General features: G+C 63.8%; 14 protein-coding genes. 5 read left to right on the top strand and 9 right to left on the bottom strand.

Translation table 11 applies throughout. From position 1 onward, the window contains the following. Positions 1 to 56: 56 nt before the first annotated feature. The 6 genes from hpt to FX134_RS10675 all read right to left on the bottom strand — a co-directional run bounded on the left by hpt (position 57) and on the right by FX134_RS10675 (position 7,306). The gene (gene hpt / locus FX134_RS10700; RefSeq protein ID WP_080801571.1) at positions 57 to 599 is read right to left on the bottom strand and encodes a hypoxanthine phosphoribosyltransferase; all 543 of its coding nucleotides are present in this window, start codon (positions 597 to 599) and stop codon (positions 57 to 59) included. Positions 600 to 845: 246 nt separating this feature from the next. After that, positions 846 to 1,505 carry a Maf family protein gene (locus FX134_RS10695; RefSeq protein ID WP_080804006.1) on the bottom strand — a complete coding sequence of 220 codons (660 nt, stop codon included), beginning with the start codon at positions 1,503 to 1,505 and terminating at the stop codon, positions 846 to 848. 83 nt (positions 1,506 to 1,588) lie between these two features. Further along, a complete protein-coding gene (gene tilS / locus FX134_RS10690) occupies positions 1,589 to 2,680 on the bottom strand; it encodes a tRNA lysidine(34) synthetase TilS (protein ID WP_080801568.1) in 1,092 nt (363 codons plus the stop codon). Then, positions 2,673 to 5,360 carry a bifunctional diguanylate cyclase/phosphodiesterase gene (locus tag FX134_RS10685; protein WP_080801565.1) on the bottom strand — a complete coding sequence of 896 codons (2,688 nt, stop codon included), beginning with the start codon at positions 5,358 to 5,360 and terminating at the stop codon, positions 2,673 to 2,675. The genes tilS and FX134_RS10685 overlap by 8 nt, the downstream gene beginning before the upstream one ends. After that, positions 5,347 to 6,678 (bottom strand): 23S rRNA (uracil(1939)-C(5))-methyltransferase RlmD, encoded by a 1,332-nt coding sequence (gene rlmD, locus FX134_RS10680; RefSeq protein WP_080801559.1) that lies wholly within the window; start codon positions 6,676 to 6,678, stop codon positions 5,347 to 5,349. The genes FX134_RS10685 and rlmD overlap by 14 nt, the downstream gene beginning before the upstream one ends. After that, positions 6,656 to 7,306, bottom strand: coding sequence for a GntR family transcriptional regulator (locus tag FX134_RS10675; RefSeq protein ID WP_080804004.1), 651 nt, complete (start codon positions 7,304 to 7,306; stop codon positions 6,656 to 6,658). Before FX134_RS10675 ends, rlmD begins: the two co-directional genes overlap by 23 nt. Positions 7,307 to 7,584: 278 nt before the next feature. Here FX134_RS10675 and FX134_RS10670 point away from each other — a divergent pair, with 278 nt between their 5' ends. The 3 genes from FX134_RS10670 (at position 7,585) to FX134_RS10660 (ending at position 10,515) form a co-directional block, all read left to right on the top strand. Further along, positions 7,585 to 8,361, top strand: a complete 777-nt coding sequence (locus FX134_RS10670; RefSeq protein WP_080801555.1) for a dimethylarginine dimethylaminohydrolase family protein — start codon at positions 7,585 to 7,587, stop codon at positions 8,359 to 8,361. A 104-nt stretch (positions 8,362 to 8,465) separates the two neighbouring features. Next, entirely contained in the window at positions 8,466 to 9,935 is a 1,470-nt protein-coding gene (locus FX134_RS10665; protein ID WP_080801552.1) for a basic amino acid/polyamine antiporter, read from the top strand. A 211-nt stretch (positions 9,936 to 10,146) separates the two neighbouring features. After that, positions 10,147 to 10,515 (top strand): phage holin family protein, encoded by a 369-nt coding sequence (locus FX134_RS10660; RefSeq protein WP_080801549.1) that lies wholly within the window; start codon positions 10,147 to 10,149, stop codon positions 10,513 to 10,515. A 467-nt stretch (positions 10,516 to 10,982) separates the two neighbouring features. Here the strand turns inward: FX134_RS10660 and FX134_RS10655 are convergent, their stop codons facing one another. Continuing rightward, positions 10,983 to 12,395 carry a helix-turn-helix transcriptional regulator gene (locus tag FX134_RS10655; protein ID WP_143412182.1) on the bottom strand — a complete coding sequence of 471 codons (1,413 nt, stop codon included), beginning with the start codon at positions 12,393 to 12,395 and terminating at the stop codon, positions 10,983 to 10,985. A gap of 195 nt (positions 12,396 to 12,590) precedes the next feature. Between FX134_RS10655 and FX134_RS10650 the strand changes: the two genes are divergently transcribed. Then, the gene (locus FX134_RS10650) at positions 12,591 to 14,255 is read left to right on the top strand and encodes an FAD-dependent oxidoreductase (RefSeq protein ID WP_172623457.1); all 1,665 of its coding nucleotides are present in this window, start codon (positions 12,591 to 12,593) and stop codon (positions 14,253 to 14,255) included. Between the two features lie 100 nt (positions 14,256 to 14,355). Here FX134_RS10650 and FX134_RS10645 read toward each other — a convergent pair whose 3' ends face one another. Continuing rightward, entirely contained in the window at positions 14,356 to 15,834 is a 1,479-nt protein-coding gene (locus FX134_RS10645; RefSeq protein ID WP_172623456.1) for a LuxR C-terminal-related transcriptional regulator, read from the bottom strand. Positions 15,835 to 16,070: 236 nt separating this feature from the next. Here FX134_RS10645 and FX134_RS10640 point away from each other — a divergent pair, with 236 nt between their 5' ends. After that, positions 16,071 to 17,774, top strand: a complete 1,704-nt coding sequence (locus FX134_RS10640) for an FAD-dependent oxidoreductase (protein ID WP_080801528.1) — start codon at positions 16,071 to 16,073, stop codon at positions 17,772 to 17,774. A gap of 208 nt (positions 17,775 to 17,982) precedes the next feature. Here FX134_RS10640 and FX134_RS10635 read toward each other — a convergent pair whose 3' ends face one another. Beyond that, a complete protein-coding gene (locus tag FX134_RS10635; protein WP_080801525.1) occupies positions 17,983 to 19,155 on the bottom strand; it encodes an iron-containing alcohol dehydrogenase in 1,173 nt (390 codons plus the stop codon). Positions 19,156 to 19,164 lie beyond the last annotated feature (9 nt).

The following is a 19,164-nucleotide window of genomic DNA, read 5'->3' as shown; positions in this document are numbered from 1 at the left end:
GCCTTCGCCTTCGAGCGGCCCCGCCGGACAAGCGCGTCGCGCGCCAGGCCGCTGTGCTAGTAGATCTCCGGCTTCAAGACGCCGATGTAGGGCAGGTTGCGGTACCGCTCCGCGAAGTCCAGCCCGTAGCCCACGATGAACTCGTCGGGGCACTCGAAACCGATGTATTTGCAATCGATCTTCGCCTGGGCCCGCGTCTGCTTGCGCAGCAGCGTGGCCACCTCGAGGGAGGCCGGGTGGCGCGAGGCCAGGTTTTTCAGCAGGTACTTCAGGGTAAGGCCGGAGTCGAGGATGTCCTCGGCCACGACGACGTGACGGCCCTCGATCTCCGACGAGAGATCCTTGAGGATGCGCACGACGCCGGAGCTCTTCGCGCCGTTGCCGTACGACGAGATGGCCATGTAGTCCATCTCAACCGGCAGGTCGATCTGCCGCGCGAGGTCCGCCATGAAGATGGCCGCGCCGCGCAGCACCGAGATGAGCACGATGCCCTCGTCCGCGTGATCAGCGTAATCGCGCGTGATCGCAGCGCCGATCTCGCCGACGCGCCGGGCGATGTCCTCTTCGGTGAACAGTATCTCCGCAATGTCGTTGTGCACGGTCCAGGCCTCTTCGTCGTTTCCGCGCCGTCCGCGCTGCCCGACCGCGTGCGATCAGTGAGCGAAGGCGTCACGCTTACCTTGAGTCCGGTAAGTGTACCATTGCGCCTTCGGGAAAAGGCGACAAGACGGTAACGCCGCCCCACATGCCACGATTTTTACATTTCGCCACGGGAACTGGGCCGATAGGTTTCGGATCGCCCCCGTCGCCGGAACGTTTCGATGCCGTCGGAGACGTATCGGCGGCTAGCGCGTTGAGGCGAGCACGTCGGGGAACTCGCGCAGCAGGCGCTCCACGGGCAAGCCGATGACCGTGTCGAGGTCGCCTTCGACGCGCTCGACGAAGTCGGCCGCCGCGCCTTGGACGGCGTAGGCGCCCGCTTTGTCGAACGACTCGCCTTTGCGCAGGTAGTCGGCTATCTCCTCGTCCATGAGGTCGCGGAACGTCACGAACGAGCTGTCGACGAAGGTGCGGAAGCCGAGCGAGATGTCCTCGGGCGCGGGCGCGGCCACCATCCACACGGACACGGCCGTGAGCACCTCGTGCGTGCGGCCCGACAGGCGGCGCAGCATGCGCTTGGCATCGGAGAGGCTGACGGGCTTGCCGAAGATCTCGCCTTCGCAGACCACCATCGTGTCGGCGCCGAGGATGGCGGCCATGCCGCAGTAGTCCTCGGCGAGCACCTCCTGCACGACGGCGCCGGCCTTGCGCTCGGCCAGCTTCTTGGCGGCTTCGTGCGGATTCGCCAGCAGGTCGGGCTCGAGCGACTCGTCCACGTCGGACACGCGCACGGTGAAGGCGATGCCCGCGTCCTCCAGCAGCTGCTTGCGGCGCGGCGAGCCGCTGGCCAGGATGACGTCGAGGGCGGGCGCTTCCTGGGATGGGGTGTTCTGTTCGTTTTCCATGCCGAGCATTGTAGCAGACGAGTGTCTCAATTGGGGACAGGCACCGATTGGGACATTTTGGCATAAAAGGGGACTGTCCCCAATTATGCCATTTTGCGGCGGGCGCGGTAGGTTGCCATGGGCTCGAGGCGGACGCCGCGCTTGTTGGCGCTGACGGCCAGGTCGCCTTGGATGTTGGCGACGTAGCCGCCGATGGGGCGGCCACCGTCGTCGAACGCGGCCAGCACGGCCTCCACTGCGGCCGTCTCCACGCGCGCGTCGGGCCCGAGCATCCCCTGCAGCACGCGCACCACCACGCGGCGCGCGAGGGGCGCGGGCTCGCCGCCCAGCTCGGGCGCGAGCAGCCAGCCATCGTCGAGCGCGCGCGCATGGCGGCCCGCAAGCTCCTCGGCCATGCCGTCCAGCAGGTCGTCCTCGTCGGCGATCAGGTTCATCGTGCGCACGAGCACGTCGAGCAGCTGAGGGTTGCGCTCCTTCGCGCGCGGCACGATCTCGTGGCGCACGTAGGCGCGGAAGCGGTCGGTGTGCGCGTTCGTGGCGTCCTCGCGCCAGAGCGCGCCCTGCTCGTCGCAGGCCGTCGGCAGCCCGGCGCGCTCGCGCGCGACCACGTAATCCCGCAGCTCCTCGCGGCTCGCGTCCAGAAGCGGGCGCACCACCGGCCCGTTGCGGTAGCGCATGGCGCGGAAGCCCCCCGGCCCCGTGCCCACGATGGAGCGCATGTAGAAGCTCTCCACGCGGTCGTCGGCCGTGTGCGCCGTGAGGATGCGCCCGTCCGCGAGCGGCGCGGCGGCATGCAGGCACAGGCTCTCGAGCGCCTCGTTCGCGGCCAGGTAGCGCTCGCGGCGGGCGACGGCCTCCACGTTCTCGCCCGAGCGCTCGGCCAGGGCGGCCACATCGACGGAGCACGAGAACAGCGGCAGGCCCAGCAGCTCGGCCAGCTGCGCCACGAAGCGCTCGTCGGCGTCGGCGTCCTCGCCCCGCAGCCGATGGTTCACATGCAGCACCGCAAGCTCCCCCAAAAGCCCGCGTTCGCGCAGCTCGCAAGCCGCATAAGCGAGCGCAGTGGAGTCCGAGCCGCCCGACACCATGAGCAGCGCCGGCGTGTCTGAGTCGGCCAAGCCGCGCGCGGCGATAGCGGCCGCCGCGCGCTCGACGAGCGTCGCATCCTCAGCCACGGTCGCCCTCCTTCCCCAAGAAGCGCTCCTCGAACTCCTCCGGCAAAAGGGGGCGGCCGAACAGGAAGCCTTGGATGTAGTCGAGTCCCATGGTGTTCACCGCGCCGTACTCCTCGTCGGTCTCCACGCCCTCCAGGCACACGCTGATGCCCACGTCGTGGCACAGCTCCACGACGAAGCGGATGAACGTGGCGTCGAACGTGCTGGTGCGGATGTCGCGGATGAACGCGCGGTCGATCTTCACGATGTCGGCCGGCGAGGACTTCAGCGCGCCGAGCGAGGAGTACCCCGTGCCGAAGTCGTCCATGGCCACGCGCACGCCCAGCTTCCTGATCTGACAGAACAGTTCACGCGCCCGGTCGTCGTCCTCGGCGAAGCGGCTCTCGGTCATCTCCACCACGAGGCTTCCCGGCGGCAGGCCCTCCTCTTCGAGCACGTCCATGATGAACGGCACGAGCCCGTCCTCGTCGAGTTGGCGGTACGACAGGTTCACGCTCATGGAGAACGTCGGGTCGAGCACGCGCCACCGCGCGCACGTGGCCGCCGCCTCGCGCAGCACCCAGGCGCCCACCGGCACGATGAGCCCGCTCTCCTCGAGCAGCGGGATGAACTCCAAAGGCGACAGGTCGCCGAACCGCTCGCAGCGCCACCGCGCGAGCGCCTCGGCCCCCTTCACGCGCCCCGTGGACGCCTCCACCTGGGGCTGGTAGCGCAGGCTGAAGCCCTCGAAGCCGTTCTCGACGCTGTCGCGCAGAAGCTCCATGAGCTCCAGCTCGCGCGTGCGCCCGGCCAGGATGGCGGCCGAGAAGCTCACGCAGCGCTTCTTGCCGTGCCCCTTCGCGAACTCCAGCGCGTAGTCGGCGTACTTGACCAGCTCCTCGTACGAGCCCGCATCGGAGGGATAGCGCGCGCAACCGCCCGAGAGCGTGCAGTAGAACTTCTTCCCCTCGTGCTCGTGCTGGTGGTCGAACGACACGCTGAGCACCGCGTAGGCGCTGCGCAGAACGTCAAGCTCATCGTTGATGGCGACGGCGAACTCGTCGCCGTCGAGCCTGAACACGCGCGCGCGCTCCGGGACCGCGCTCTGGATGCGCTGCGCCACGAACCGGATGACCTCGTCGCCGAACGCGCGGTCGTAGCGGTCGTTGATGTGGCGCAGATCGTCGATGCCGATGACCATGAGGCTCAGGCCCTCGTCCGGCGTGATCTCCATGCGGCGGCGGACGACGTCCTCGAACTCGAACTTGTTGAACAGGCCCGTGAGCGGGTCCACCTTGCTCTTCTTGCCCAGGTTGGCGATGAACCCGGCGAACAGCGAGGGCTTGCCCCGCGCGTCGAGGATGAGGCGGCCGCGGCAGCGCAGGCGCACCCACTCGCCCTTGCGGTTGCGCGCGCGGTACTCCACCCAGTGGCGGGTGGTGCGCCCGTCGACGATCTCCTGATTCGACTCGAGGAACGCCTGGCGGTCGTCCTCGTGCACCTTCGAGCCCCACACGGCGACCGCGTTCTCCACCACCTCGGAGGGCAGGCCGAACTCCTCCACCATGGCCTTCGGGTAATGGAACACCCCCGTCTTCATGTTGCACACGTACAGGTAGTCGTCGGTGCTCTCCACGAGCGCGTCGTAGAGATGGGCGGTGTCGTAGCTGAACGCGGCCGCGCTGCCGGCCGGAACGCTGCCCGCCTCCTCGGCCACCCTGAGCGCGTCGATGCTGGCGTCGATGTGGAAGCTCCGCTTCTCCACGTACATGCGCTGGTCGGCGAGCGCGAGCATCTCGTACATCTCGAGCGGCGACTCCGGATAGGACTCGGCGATGCCGAAGCAGAAGCCCATCTCGTACGGAGGGTCGACGTCGGTCGGCTGCGCGGCGAGCGCGAGCTGGGCGCGCTCCATCTTCTCGCGCGCGAGAGAGGCCTCGCCCAAAAACACGCACACGAACTCGTCGCCGCTCAGGCGGAACCCGTAGTCGTTCGGGCCGAACTCGCGGCGCACGGCGCTTGCCGCCGAGCGGATGAGGCGGTCGCCCTCGGCGTGGCCGTAGCGGTCGTTCACCTCTTTGAGCTGGTTGATGTCGTAGAGCGCGATGGACACCGCCTCGCCCTCGGCCGCGCCGCGCGCGAGGGAGGCGCTCAGATGCTCCTTGCCGGCGCGGCGGGACAGCACGCCGGTGAGCTCGTCGGTGTTTGCCGACACGAGCTCGGTCACGTCCACCGACTGCTGGAGGTGCACGAGCGAGCCGTCTATCCACCTGACCAGGCTGTCGTAGTTGCGGTAAGTGCGGCCCGTGACCGGGCTTTCCTCGTCCCATTCCACCAGGGGCGCGTCGTCCTCGCTGCGCAGCAGGTCGTCCACCGGGCAGAACTCGCAGCGCGCGGTCATGCCGCGCTGCAGCACCTGCCAGCACACCTTGCCCTCGGGGTCCTCCACGCCGAAGTCGTGCTTCATGAAGCCGTTCATGTAGAGGATCTCATCGGTTTCCGGATCGGTGACGTAGATGCTGGTGCGCATGCCCTCGAGCACGGTGTCGAACACGAACGAGCGCAGGTCGCCTCCCTCTCCTCCGGCCTCCTCGGCTGGGCCGGGCGCGTTGCGGCGCAAATGCGGCTCGGCCGGCTCGCGGTTCTCGTTACGTCGCGCGCCGTACGGCGTTGCCTGGGACGCTGCGTCAATCTTGTCCATGCGGCCCCTCCTGCCCCTTCGACTCGCCCGCCGACGCGGGCCCCTCCACGCGCTCCGCGAGCGCGATCGTCTCGATGTGGTCGGTGTGCGGGAACATGTCCACCGGCTGCACGGCGCGCACGGCGTAGCCGCGCTCGCGCAGGCGGGCGAGATCGCGCACCTGGGTTTCCGGATTGCACGAGATGTAGACGATGCGCCTGGGCGCGAGGACGGCCGCGGCCTCGAGGAACTCCTCGCTCGCGCCGGCGCGCGGCGGGTCCATCAGCAGCACGTCTATGCGCTCGCCGGTCGCGGCGGCCTCGCGCATGAACTCACCCGCGTCGCCCACGACGAAGCGGGCGTTTTCCACGCCGTTGTGGCGGGCGTTCTCGCGCGCGTCGCGGATGGCCGAAGCCGTCGTGTCCACGCCGGTGACCTGCGCGGCGCCGCGCTTGGCGGCCACGAGGCCGATGGTGCCCGTGCCGCAGTAGGCGTCGATGGCGCGCTCTTTTCCCGTGAAGCCCGCCAGCTCGATAGCGGTTTCGTAGAGCACCTCGGTCTGCACGGCGTTCACCTGGTAGAACGACTGAGAAGAGATGCGGAAGCTCAGACCGCACAGCGTGTCCAGGATGAAGCCGGGGCCGTAGAGCCGCTGCTCGTGCTGGCCGAGGATGACGTTGGTCTGGCGCTCGTTCACGTTCTGCACGATGGAGGTGATGGCCGGACAGCGCTTGACCAGCTCGCGGCAGAACGCGCGCGATGCGGGGAACGCGCGGCCGTTCGTGACGAGGGTGACGAGGATCTCGCCGCTTTGGTGGCCGACGCGCACCACGGCGTGGCGCAGAAATCCGGTGCCCACGTCTTCGTTGTAGGGCTCCATGCCGAAGCGCGGCATGAGGTCGCGGACGGCACGGATGATGCGCTTGGCCTGCTCGTTCTCCACCAGGCAGCCGTCGGTGGACACGATGCGGTGCGTGCCGGCGGCGTACATGCCGCAGAGGATCTCGCGGCGGGCGGCGTGCGGGCGCGCCTCGCGGCCCGAGCGCTTGCTGTTGCGCGGCGCGCCCCCCGGCAGCTTCCGGCCCGGCGCGTAGGGCGACACCACCTTGTTGCGGTAGTGGAAGGGCTCGTCCATCCCCAGGATGGGACGCAGCGCCTCGGGCGGCGCCACGGGGGCGAGCAGCTCTGCCACCCGCGCATCCTTGCGCGCGAGCTGCTCGGCGTAGGGCTCGTTCACATGCTGGCACGCCCCGCATTCGCGGGCGTGCGGGCAGCCGGGCAAGGTGGCCGGGCGCGCGCCCTTCTCGCCGCGCGCGCTACCAGACGAGGAATTTCGCATTGTCGATGCTCCAATGCACGTCGCGGATGTAGCGCTGCAGGGCCTCGCCGTCGCGCTGCTCGAACAGCCGCACGATCTCCTCGTGCTCGTCGTTGGCCTTGCGAAGAAGCGCGCCGAGCTCGGCTTCGTCCACGTTGGCGTACTCGCGCTTCATGAAGTAGCGGTTGAGCTGATGGATGAACCCGATCAGGCGGGAGTTCCCGCATTTGACCACGTAGCAATCGTGGAAGTCGCGCTGAAGGTCGTCGTACTTCTTGTAGAGGCCCTTGTCGACGGCCAGCTGCATGCTGCCGTGCAGAAACTGCAGCTGGGCGATGTCGTCGTCGGTCATCGCGTCCACGGCCAGCAGGGCCGCGCGGCCGTCGAGGGGCCCGATGATCTCCACGATCTCGCGCGCGCTGTCCTCTGTGACGCGCTTCACGTAGAAGCCCTTGCGCGGCACGTTCTCCAAATAGCCGTCGGCGGCCAGCTGGATGAGCGCCTCGCGCACCGGCGTGCGGCTCACGCCCAGCGCGTCGCAGATCTGCTGCTCGCTTATCTTGTGGTCATCGGCCAGGCTGCCCCCGTCGATGAGGTCGGCGATGTAGTCGTACACGTGGTCCTTGAGGGACCGGAACTCGTTTGCCATGGACACCACCCGTCACGCTGGAATACGCGTTGCTTCATGTATACCAATATACCATGACGAAGGCGGGGGCGTGACAAAGGGACGGGGATAATGTCACCGATGACAGCGCGTGACATTATCCCCGTCCCTTTGTCACGCCCCCGCCCACCTTCGTCCCCTCGTTTTCAACGTTTTTGGAAAAACTTCCTGCACCCCCTTGATTGTATACAATATACAGAATACAATGTGCAGCACAAGGAGCACCGACAACGAACACCCTGTCAGAAAGGATCCGCACCATGACCAAGTTCTCCAACGTCATCGTCCGCCGCCCCGCCAAGTCCATGGTGGAGGGTATCACCTCGGCCCCTGAGCTGGGCAAGCCCGACTACGAGCTGGCCTGCAAGCAGCACGACGACTACATCGCCGCCCTCAAGCAGTGCGGCGTCGAGGTCACCGTCCTGCCCGCGCTCGAGGAATTCCCCGACTCCTGCTTCGTGGAGGACCCGGCCGTCATCACGCGCTGCGGCGCCATCATCACGAACCCGGGCGCCGACAGCCGCAACGGCGAGAAGGACGAGATCGAGCCCGCCGTGCGCAAGTTCTTCGACGACGAGCACGTCAAGCACATCCAGAATCCCGGCACGCTCGACGGCGGCGACGTGATGATGGTGGGCGACCACTTCTACGTGGGCCGCTCCGCGCGCACGAACGAGGAGGGCATCCGCCAGTTCTTCGAGATCCTGGAAGGCTGGGGCCTCGAGGGCTCCGAGGTGCCGCTGGAGTTCGTGCTGCACCTGAAGACCGGCGTGAACTACCTGGAGGACGGCAACATGCTGGTGTCCGGCGAGTTCGTGACGAAGCCCGACTTCGAGCAGTACAACCGCATCGAGATTCCCGAGGACGAGGCCTACGCCGCCAACTGCATCTGGGTGAACGGCACCGTCATCGTGCCCGAGGGCTACCCCACGGTGCTGAAAGCCGTGCAGGACGCCGGCTACAAGACGCTCACGGTGGACACGTCCGAGTACCGCAAGCTCGACGGCGGCCTGAGCTGCCTGTCGCTGCGCTTCTAACCTGACGAGGGCCCTGCGTCGATCGGGCGCAGGGCCCCGCTTCCCCCTCCTCCCCTATTCCACCGCTGCCATATTCCTTGTTCGCACCCTCGAAAGGAGGGGCTATGTCTCGTGCTGTCTCAACCACGTCCGACGACAAGGGCCTCATCATCGACCCGAACGGCCTGGGCCTGTTCCGGCTCACCATGATGGTGATCACCGCCAGCATCTGCGGCGGCATCTTCGCGCTGGCCGGCGACATGGCCGCCGGCGGTGCCAACACCGGCGCCGTGCTCATCAGCTGGGCCATCTGCTTCGTGGGCGTGTTCGCGCTCATGATGTGCTTCAACGGGCTGTCGCAGGCGCGGCCCGACCTCACCGGCGGCATCTACGCCTACGCGGCGGCCGGCTTCGGCGACTTCGTCGGGTTCAACTCCGCGTGGGGGTACTGGATATCCGCGTGCCTGTCCAACGTGTCGTTCGCCATCCTGCTGTTCTCGGCGCTGGGATACTTCTTCCATCCGTTCGAGAGCGGCAACAACCTGCTGTCGTGCATCTGCGCGTCGGCGTTCCTGTGGCTGCTGGTATACCTGGTGTCGCGCGGCGTGAAGGAGGCGGCAGGCATCAACGTGGTGGTGACCATCGCCAAGCTGGTGCCGCTCGCGCTGTTCGTGCTGTCCATCGCGCTTCTGGGCAAGTTCGACCCGGCCATCTTCATGGAGAACTTCTGGGGCGAGCCCGGCGGCCCCGACTTGGGCACGCAGATCATCTCCACCATGATCGCGCTCGTGTGGGTGTTCACCGGCATCGAGGGCGCCGTGGTCATCTCCGGCCGCGCGAAGTACGCCCGCGACGTGGGCCGCGCCACCGTCATCGGATTCGTGTCGGTGTTCGTGCTGTACCTGATCATCTCGCTGGAGAGCATGGGCGTCATGCCGCGCGCCGAGATGGCGCAGCTGGCCACGCCGTCCATGGCCGGCATCCTGGAGCACGCCATCGGGCCCGTAGGCGCGGGCATCGTGAACCTGGGCGTGGTGCTGTCGCTTCTGGGCGCGATGCTGGGCTACGTGATCATCGCCGCCGAGACGCCGTTCGAGGCCGCGCGCCAAGGCGTGTTCCCCAAGTCGTTTGCGCGCACGAACAAGAACGGCGCGCCCATCGTGACCGTGCTCATCTCGGCCGGCATCACGCAGCTGTTCCTGGTGGTGTCGGTGTTCTCCGAGTCCACGTACCAGTTCTTCTACGCATGCGCCGTGTCCACCATCCTCATCCCCTACGTGTGCTCGGCCGCCTACTACATGAAGATCGCCTGGAAGCGGCAGCATCTGGCGCCCGAGCAGGTGAAGAAAGCGCGCGTGCTGGGCACGGTGGGCTTCGTGTACACGGTGTTCCTCGTGTGGGCGGCGGGGCTCGTGGGCATCATGATAACCACCATCCTGTTCGCTCCCGGCATCATCGTGTACGCGATGGGCCAGCGCGAGCGCGGCGAGAAGGTGCTGCCGCAGCTGGCCGACAAGGTGATAGCCGCGGTGATCGTGGTGGTGATGGTGGCGTCGATCGCGCTCATGGCCACCGGGACGATCTCGGTGTTCTAGCGGCGCCGGCCCGGGAGAGGGAGGGACGGCTGGCATCCCCCTCCCTTTCCCCGGAATCGTGCATAACGCGCGGCAGAAAATGCACGTTATGCACGATTCGCCGCTTGCATTTGCCGGCGCGCCAGCGGTAACGGCTTCATGACTTTTGCACGCCGCGCGCTTTGTCGCGCGGTATAGTGCTTCCGAGAGAAATCGCGCGAAAGGACGCCCCATGAACTTCATCATCCGCTGGCTTGTGACCGCCATCGCCGTGGGCGTGGCCGTGTGGCTGGTGCCGGGCATCGAGGTGGTGGGCGGCACCGAGGCCTGGGCGGCCATCGCCATCTTCGGGCTCATCCTGTCGCTCATCAACATCAGCATCAAGCCCATCATGCAGGTGCTCAGCCTGCCCATCACGTTCATCACGCTGGGCATCTTCTACCTGGTGGTGAACACGTTCATGCTGTACGTGGCCGCGTGGCTGGCCAACGGCATCTTCCAGGTGGGCATCGACATCGCCACCTTCGGCAGCGCCTTCGTGGCGAGCATCGTGATCAGCATCGTATCCGGCATCATGAACGCCATCGTCGGGAAAGATTAGCGGCGCTGCAAGCACGACATCGCGGAATCGGCTGCCCCGATGCACAGTTTTCGCCGTTCTGAAGCTCGCACGGGCTAACATCGCGAGGGGAGCTTCTCGCGAGCTGGGAAAACGCCTTCACCCTTCGCTTGATAGCGGCTGGAAATCACCCCAACCGCCTGAAATCGCTTCAGAGCGGACAAAACTGTGACTCGAGCACCTCGTTTCGTCGAAGAACCGAGTTGGCGCGCCGTGTTTGTCGTCCAGCGAGAATGAAGCCCCCAATTTCTCGGGTTGCACGGAATTTGCGTCTGTGCGAGGTGTTAGCTGGGGGAAACTCGTCTTTTCTCGCGTGAAGCTCGCATCGTGCCTGGTCGCGTGAATCACAGAAAGCCCTCCAACGAGTTAGCCTCATGCAACAGCTCGCACAGACGCAAATCTGGTGCATAGCTTCGCGAGTCCCTCTCCCGAATACGCGTTTGTCGGACTCAAGGCTCGCGAAGATTCGCTCCGTGCTCCTTCATGCGTTTTTCGACGAACAGGGCGAGTTCGTCTTTCGAGTGCAAGTCGAGCTTTTGATATATGTGGGCGGCATGGGTCTTGACCGTGTTCTCCGACACGCCCATGCTCGAGGCTATGGCCTTGTATCCTTTTCGCGAGACGGCATGCCGAAGGGTTTCGAGCTCCCTGTTCGTGAGGCCGTACTCATCGGCTATGGATCTCAATGCGCGCTCGAAGCCTTCGCCCTCATACGCGCCCCGCCACCTCGGCGTGCCCTCTTCCCCACGCCGCACGCCCAAGTAGTCCAAGCGCGACAATACGAACCCCGCCACAAACACCAAGTACGCTATGCAAAGCGACACCACGAGGCTCGAAGTCTCCGGCAGAGCAAGGGTCACATGCGCGGCGACCGTTCCGAAAAAGAGTCCGCAAGCGTTCACGGCGAATGCAACCGCCATGACGCCTACCCGGTTGGACGACCCTCGCGCATGATCGGCGGCGATCCTCCAAAGAAGCGTCACATAATAGAAATAGCCCGCCGCGGCAAACGCCGAAGCGACTCCGAACAGCGGACGGACGCGCATCAAAACGCAAAGCATCGCGAACGTGATCAGGGTGATGAGGGCCAACGGCACCGCAACGGAAGCCGGTTTTTTGAAAGCGAACTCCATGACCGTTATCACTGCGAGCACAAGCGCGATCTCGGCAAAACCACCCGCTCGCCCGGCTTCGGCAGTTCCCGTCGAACTTTCCACGGCGATGCGTATGAAATTCAAGGACAGCGCGAAGACGAAAATCATGGCAAGTGTCTTCAGATAGCCGGGCGCAGGCCGCCGCGACCGCGTTTCGATGCAGGGCTCCCCCTCGACCGGATCGCAGGCAGGCACATAGCGCAAGAGAACAAGCGCCGACAGCGCGGGGAAGGCGAGTGCAAGCACCCGACCGATCGAAGCGTCGAGGCTTGTCGCCGCCAGGCAAAAGAAAAACGACATAAGCGTGCCGAACAGCATTGCGAAACGCCTGTCGGAGGAACCCTCCAGGCAGCAGAACCTATCAAACAGCACCATCGCATAGCCGGCCGTCCCAAGGGCCATCAAGGCGTGCTGCGCGAAAAAGAGAGGCACGAACAAGGGGTCTCCGTCAGATGAAGCGACGGGGAAGCCCGACCGCAGGAGGATGGAAGCGATCTGGAGCGCCACAACGACGCAAACGAACCGTGTGGAAGCCAACCGCAGCTGAAGCTTTTTGGAGAAGACGATGGCGACGACGTAGACAACGCACATGAAAACGTTGCTCACGTACCAGGAGCCGCCGGCCGCGTCATCGCCGACCATGGGAACATAGTTCACGACGGTGTGCCCAGCCCAGAACAGCGCAAACGACAAGGTGAGCGCAAGCACACGTACGTCGTAGACACGCCCTGTCGGCGCTTCGCATCCCTCCCGCAAACTCCTCACCCCTTCTCATTCTTATCGCATGACAAGGGAACGCATGAGAAAAATCATCCGCCTTGCATGAATACACGCTCCCCCTCTCCGAGAAGAATAGCTGTTGCCCGCAAAGGAGGCAAATCGCACAGCCGGAGAGGAGACATCATGCAAAGGGGATTCACGAGAAGGACGTTTGTAGCAGGCGGCATCGCGTCGCTCGCCGCCATGGGGCTGGCCGGGTGCGCGCCGACCACGCCGACGAAAGGGAGCGACCCCGCGCCGCAGAAAGCCGAAGCCACGCCGCAGCCAGCGGGAATGCAGGGTATGGCCACGGGGGTCCAGTACGAGTACTTCCCTCCACCGGCGGGAACGGTGGCGTACGTGAGCGACCCCGTGCAAGACGACCAGATCAGCTCAACCGAAGAGTACGACCTAGTAGTGTGCGGAGCAGGCATCGCCGGGCTGACGCTGGCGGCAGCGTCGGCGCAGAACGGGCTGAAAACGGCGCTCCTCGAAAAAACGTCGAGCTTCAACGTGCGCGGCCATGACATCGGCTCCATCAGCTGCAAGCTCGTGAAGGAAGCCGGGATCGAGTTCGACGAAGACGCATACTTCAACGATGCGCTGAAGTCCTCGCTGTATCGCTGCAACATCGACCTGTGGAAAACGTGGATCAAGCACAACGGGGAAGCTGTCGACTGGCTCGTCGACGCCGTGAAGGGCAAAGCGACCGCCTACCTCAACCAGCCCGGCGGCGCGACAGACGTTTTCAACGGAATCGTCACCTACAACGACCAGATCCAGTTCGAGGAAGGGCTCGAAGCGATGATGCAGGCCCTCCTCGAACTCGCAGAGGCGAACGGGGCCGTTGTTCGCTTCGACACCCCGGCTTGTCAGCTCACGCAAGATGGCGACGGAAAAGTCACCGGCGTAATTGCCAAAGACAAAAGCGGGAGCTACAGCAAGCTGCTTGCAGGTAAAGGGGTGGCCCTTTGCACGGGCGGCTACGAGAACAACTGGGAGATGCTCCAGAAGAGCATGAGGCCCGAAGACCTGTGCGTTGTCGCATGGCGCCTCCCCAACACCGAGAACACCGGCGACGGCCACCTGATGGGCGAATCCGTCGGAGGAGTCATGGATCCCTACCCGCACGTGATGATGCGCGATCCCGGCGGTTCGGTCGTGGCGAAGAAATCGTCCCCGCTTCTTTCGCTCAGATTCCCCCGCGTCAACATGGCCGGACAACGATTCGTGAACGAGTGCACAGCCCCGAACTACGTCGCGAACGCGATCATGCGCCAATCGGGAGGACGCGATTACATCGTGCTAGCCGGAGAAACCCTCTCAAGCGCGATAGAGAGCACTTCATACCGGAGCTACACCATGTCAGCTGCAAAACGCGAACCAGATGATCTCGCGAAAGACGCCGAGGACATCATCATCCAAGCCGAAACCATCGAGGAGCTTGCCGAGAAAACGGGGATCGACGCCGCCAACCTCAAAGCCACATTCGAGCGGATGACCGAACTCCATGAGCTCGGAGAGGACCTTGATTGGGGAGCCGACACCGGCATGATGATGTCCTTCGCAAAGGGCCCGTACTACGCGGCGGAAGAGGGCGGTGCCAACCTTGTAACTGTTTCCGGCCTGCGCGTAACCTCGCAATCCGAGGTCATTAACGCCTCCGGCCTACCGATTCCCGGGCTTTACGCCCTCGGCAACTGCTCGGGCGACATGTTCAGCGATTCGTACCCTCACGAGTTCAGCGGCATAAGCCATAGTCGATGCGTCGTCTTCGCCTACCTGCTGGCTAAGCGTTTGGCCGAATAATCGTCAGTCTAGAACCGCCCGCCGCCGCATCGCGTTGCGGTGCGGCGGCATGGCTGACCAGCAACATCTTCCGGGCAGACATCGCCGAGGTCCTCCGATTTTACCGCTTCCTCGTTTGCTCAACATAGTCGATCAGTTCCTGCTTGGAATGGATTCCGAGCTTGGCGTAGATTCGTTTGGTGTAGCCTTTCACTGTGTTGCGAGCCAAATACAGTTCTTTGCACACGAACGGTACGTCACGCCCGCGCGCAAGCAGACAAAGCACCTCTGTCTCTCGTTTTGTAAGGCCGCACGTCCTCCCGATTTCGCGACAGGCTGCATCGCGCTCCTCGTCGGACGAACCCACGATGGTGCGGCGAAAGTCCTCCTGCTCTTCGCGTTGACGGCTCAGCTCCTCTTCAAGTCGGTGGAACCTGTACCTCTCCCTCTGCCGTATCACGAGGAGCAGCACTCCGAACACCGCATAAGCCAGAAAGATGACGAGCGGGGTTGAGCTCATAAACGTTTCGTGCGACGTGATGTCGAAACACCCCGGAAGGAACAACCCGATCAAAAATGAAAGATGAACCAACGCATAACCGGAGGCGACAAGAGCAACGGCAAGCTTGCGGCGATTTGAAAACTCATCGATAACAAGCGAGTAAAACAGCAGCCCGCATACCTGATATCCCATGGCCAGGCCGAAAACCATACTATCGAACGAAGCCAGAACAATCACCAAGGCAAGCACGCCGAACACCGCCTGCAAAGCCACCTCGTATACTCGCGTTTTACTGAAACGCGCCCAAAGGAGGAAGGCCGTTGCACCGCAGGGGGATCCCCATACAACCACAAAGTACGCGGAGGGAGAGCCCAGCGGCGCGGGAGCCATGGCCACTGCGGTCAGGGCGCCATACAAAAAAGAAACGATGACGAAACCAACCGCCGGCGGCAACGTTGCCTGGACCGATTCAAGCGAGCCGAAGGAAGATGCTCCGCGTGCTCCAGGATCAGCCCAAGGCGATTCCAAGACTTGGCACCTCGCCACCCGCCACGCCGCAACGACGCACCCGCACGAGATGACGATGCACACTAGAACCAAAACCCGCATAACCTGAAGTGGAAAGAGGTGGACCACCCCAAACAACAACCCACCCAATAAAGCTTGCCAGCCTTGAGCAAACATCGCCCGCCGTTCGGGCAAGAACGTGAGCATTCCGAACCAGAACACCATCGCGCACGCCAGACCCACGCCGCACAACCCGCCCGCTAGTGCCGCGTACGAAGAGGTTTCCTCACTAGGTATGAGGGTCATGAGAACCACACCCGCAAGCGTTAGCAGACAACCGCACAGCGCCCCTGGGAAAAATACCTGACAGGGAGCCTTGAGCGTTCCGAGACCATAGACAACTGCGGCAAGCGAGGAAGATATCCCCGCCGCGAAGTTATACGAGCGATATGCTTCGGTTGAGACGCCCTGCGCCAAAATTGATTGAGGGAAGAAGCACGCAACGTTGACAAAACAAAGCAAACCGAATCCGGCAATCATCGTGATGAATAGCGTGCGTCCGCGACCATTGCCGATAAATTCTTTCAGCATAGACCGTTCCCCTTCTTTGAACCCCCTTGCCATGAGGCCAGTATAGCGATGGCTTTTCCTAAAATCGATAGGCCCTTCAAGCTTCTCACGTGGGAAAACTTCAAAACCCCACCAGCGGGGTCTATTGCAAGAGCGGCGATAAGAGCACTATGCGCTGCGTTGGATCGTGTCGGATGCCCGCAAGGAAGGGCAGCCAGGCAACCAACATCAAAACAGGCACGACGCAAGGAGGAACCATGCACAGCAAACTTACTCGCCGCAGCTTCTTGACAGGTGCGGCATCCGCTGGCGTTGTGGCAGCGCTCGGTTTGGCCGGATGCGCGCCAAATGACAAGACGACTGCGGCAAACTCAACGTCTTCATCGGCATCCGCCTCGCCTGGCAGCGTCGATGCACCGGACTTGGCCCAACTCCTCAATGTTGACCTGGCGTCAACGCTGCCGGGGTGCACATCGGAAAGCATCGACGTAGCCACTACAAAGTCGTGCGACGTCGTGGTGGTCGGCGCGGGATGCTCGGGGGCAAACACGGCCGCTCGCGCAGCTGAACTGGGCCTTAAAGTTATTCTCGTCGAAAAGACAGACACGATCGGCGGAGCGAGCAACAAATCGTGGGCTCCGTCAGCTTACAATAGCGCCTACGCCACCGAGGCGGGCGACGTAACAGACACCGAACCCGTCATCGAGAAGTGGGTGGCAGACGCCCATTGGCGTGTAGACGCCGCCGCTATTCGCCAGCTGGTGAACTCTGCAGGACAGGCCATCGACTGGATGCGCGACAATGGCTGGAACTTCACCTACCTCGGCATGGGGGCGGGCATGACCGCGCTTCCCGACTACGCCGAACGTCCCAAGCTGTTTGAGTCCATGCTTGAGCGCACCGTTGTGAAAAGCGGAGAGGTTCTGAAGGGAACCACGGCTAAACAACTGGTTCTTGACCAGGAGGGGGCAGTGACGGGCATTGTAGCAGTCGACAATTCCGGCAAGGGAATCCAGATCGACGCAAAGGCCGTGGTCATCGCAACCGGAGGATATGGGGCAAACGCCGCCATGGTGAAAGCCGCATTTGGCTTCGAGGGCGTGTTTGCCGGCCTTCCCCAGAATATCGGAGAAGGGCTTGAGATGGCATGGGCGGCTGGCGCGCAGAAACCCGGGAACTTCGGTGGACAGATGCTGCACCAGACGCTCGCACGAGCTACCGATAAAATCATCAATGAGTTCGATGCTTTCCCGGCAAAATATCCCATGATCGCCACCTATGTTGCCAACTTCCTGAATGTGGGCGCCACAGGTGCTCGTTTCCGCAACGAAGCGCTCGTGCTTGATGCGGTTCCCGCCGCGAACTCAAGCGCGTACCAAGGGTCTTTCCATTACGTCATCGTCTCTCAAGACATGATGAACACGCTGGAAAGCGAGGGTTTGGCAGGCCTGAACGTCGATTACAGCCCCGGCCTGCCCCCGGAATACAAGCCGCAGTTTGAACTTGATACACCTTGGACCAAAATTACCGAAGTGTTCGACAAAATGGTTGAAACCGGAACAGGCTTCAAGGGCAGCACTCCTGAAGAACTTGCCCAAGCGGCCGGTATGGATCCCGATATTTTCGTTGCGCAGTTCGAGCAATACGAGCAGTTCTGCGAAAGCGGATCGGACACCCAATTCGGCAAAAGCGGCAAGTACCTGGTGCCGATGGGCGCAGGACCGTATTACGCCGTCATCGCCGAGGAGAACAACCTGTGCTCATGGGGCGGGCTCCTGGTCAACGCCGACTACGAAGTGCTTGATGAAAACCGCATCCCCGTACCTGGTTTATACGCCGTGGGCAACGAGGCAGGAAGCAGCCTATTCAACGACACCTACGTAGGCTTTGGCATAGGCATGTCCAATACCATCACCTCCGGCTATCTTTGCGGGAGCAAGCTGGGCGAGAAGCTCAAATAGCGCCGAACAGCTGAATATGTGCCCGAATTCCTATGCAAAACGGGGAATTCGGGCACAGGCCTGCAGCCGCTTAGACTGAGGACATCGACGAGGCGCGCTTCTACCGCGGCAGGTCGAGCGAAGGAGTAACTCGACCTGCTGGCATTTACCTTGATGGCAGAAACCTGTTACTTATCAAGGCTTTCAAACTCGAAAGACCAACGGCACTTTACAGCGCAATGCGGTAGATCTCCCTCGCGTCGTCCATGGTGAGCTTCTTGAAGGTGCCGAAGGGTTCGCCTTTGTTAGCTTTGAGCGTGGGGATGAGCTTCTCGATGTCGTCCTCGGCCACGCCCAGCTCAGCCAGCGTCGTGGGCATGCCAAGCGAGGCGAAGAAGCTGCGCGTCTCGTCGATGGCGGAAAGCGCGTCGGCCTCCACGTCGCCGGTGGGTGCCAGGCCGAACACCTCGCGGCCGTAGTAGGCGAAGCGCGCCGGGTTGGCGTCGTAGACGAACTCCATCCACGCGGGGAACATCACGGCCAGGCCCGCGCCGTGCGTGATTTCGGGATACAGCGCGGAAAGCTCGTGCTCCAGGCCGTGCGTGGCCCAATCCTCGTGGCGACCGACGCCGGCGAGGCCCTGATGACAGAGCATGCCCGCCCACATGACGTTGGCGCGCGCGTCGTAGTTCTCGGGCTCCACCAGCACGCGCGGCGCCTCGGCGCGCACCGTTTTCATGAGCGACAGGTTCAGGTTGTCCGTCACCGGCACGGCGCCCACGTCGTCGAAGAAGCGCTCGAGCAGGTGGCAGAACATGTCGGTGAGGCCGGCGGCCGTCTGGAACGTCGGCAGCGTGAAGGTGAGCTCGGGGTTCATGAACGCGAGCTTCGGGCGCTGCGCGTTGTTGGGGTAGCCCGACTTCATCTGCAGCTCGTCGTTGGACACGACGGTGTTCTTGGACGCCTCACTGCCGGCGGCCGGGATGGTGAGCACCACGGCGATGGGCAACACGTCGGTGGTCTGCTGCTTCGTCTCGAAGAAATCCCACACGTCGCCGTCGTAGTGCGCGCCCACGGCGATGGCCTTGGCCGAGTCGATGACCGAGCCGCCGCCCACGGCGAGCACCCAGTCGACGCCGTGCTCCTTGCACAGGCGGATGCCCTCGCGCGCCAGGTTGATCTCGGGGTTCGGCCGCACGCCGCCCAGCTCCACGTGCTCGATGCCCGCCGCGTCAAGCGACGCCTTCACGCGGTCGATGAGCCCGCTTGCAAGAGCGCTCTGCCCGCCGAAGTGGATGAGCGCGCGCTTCGCCCCGCGCTCGGCCAGCTTCGCGCCCACCTGCTCTTCCGCACCGCGGCCGAACACGAAATGCGTGGGCGAGACGAATTCGAAATTCTCCATAGGGCCAAT

This window comes from Arabiibacter massiliensis, assembly GCF_902386925.1.
Classification (GTDB): domain Bacteria; phylum Actinomycetota; class Coriobacteriia; order Coriobacteriales; family Eggerthellaceae; genus Arabiibacter; species Arabiibacter massiliensis.
The sequence above is the reverse complement of the archived record's forward strand: the minus strand, read 5'-3'. Positions and strand labels throughout refer to the sequence as shown.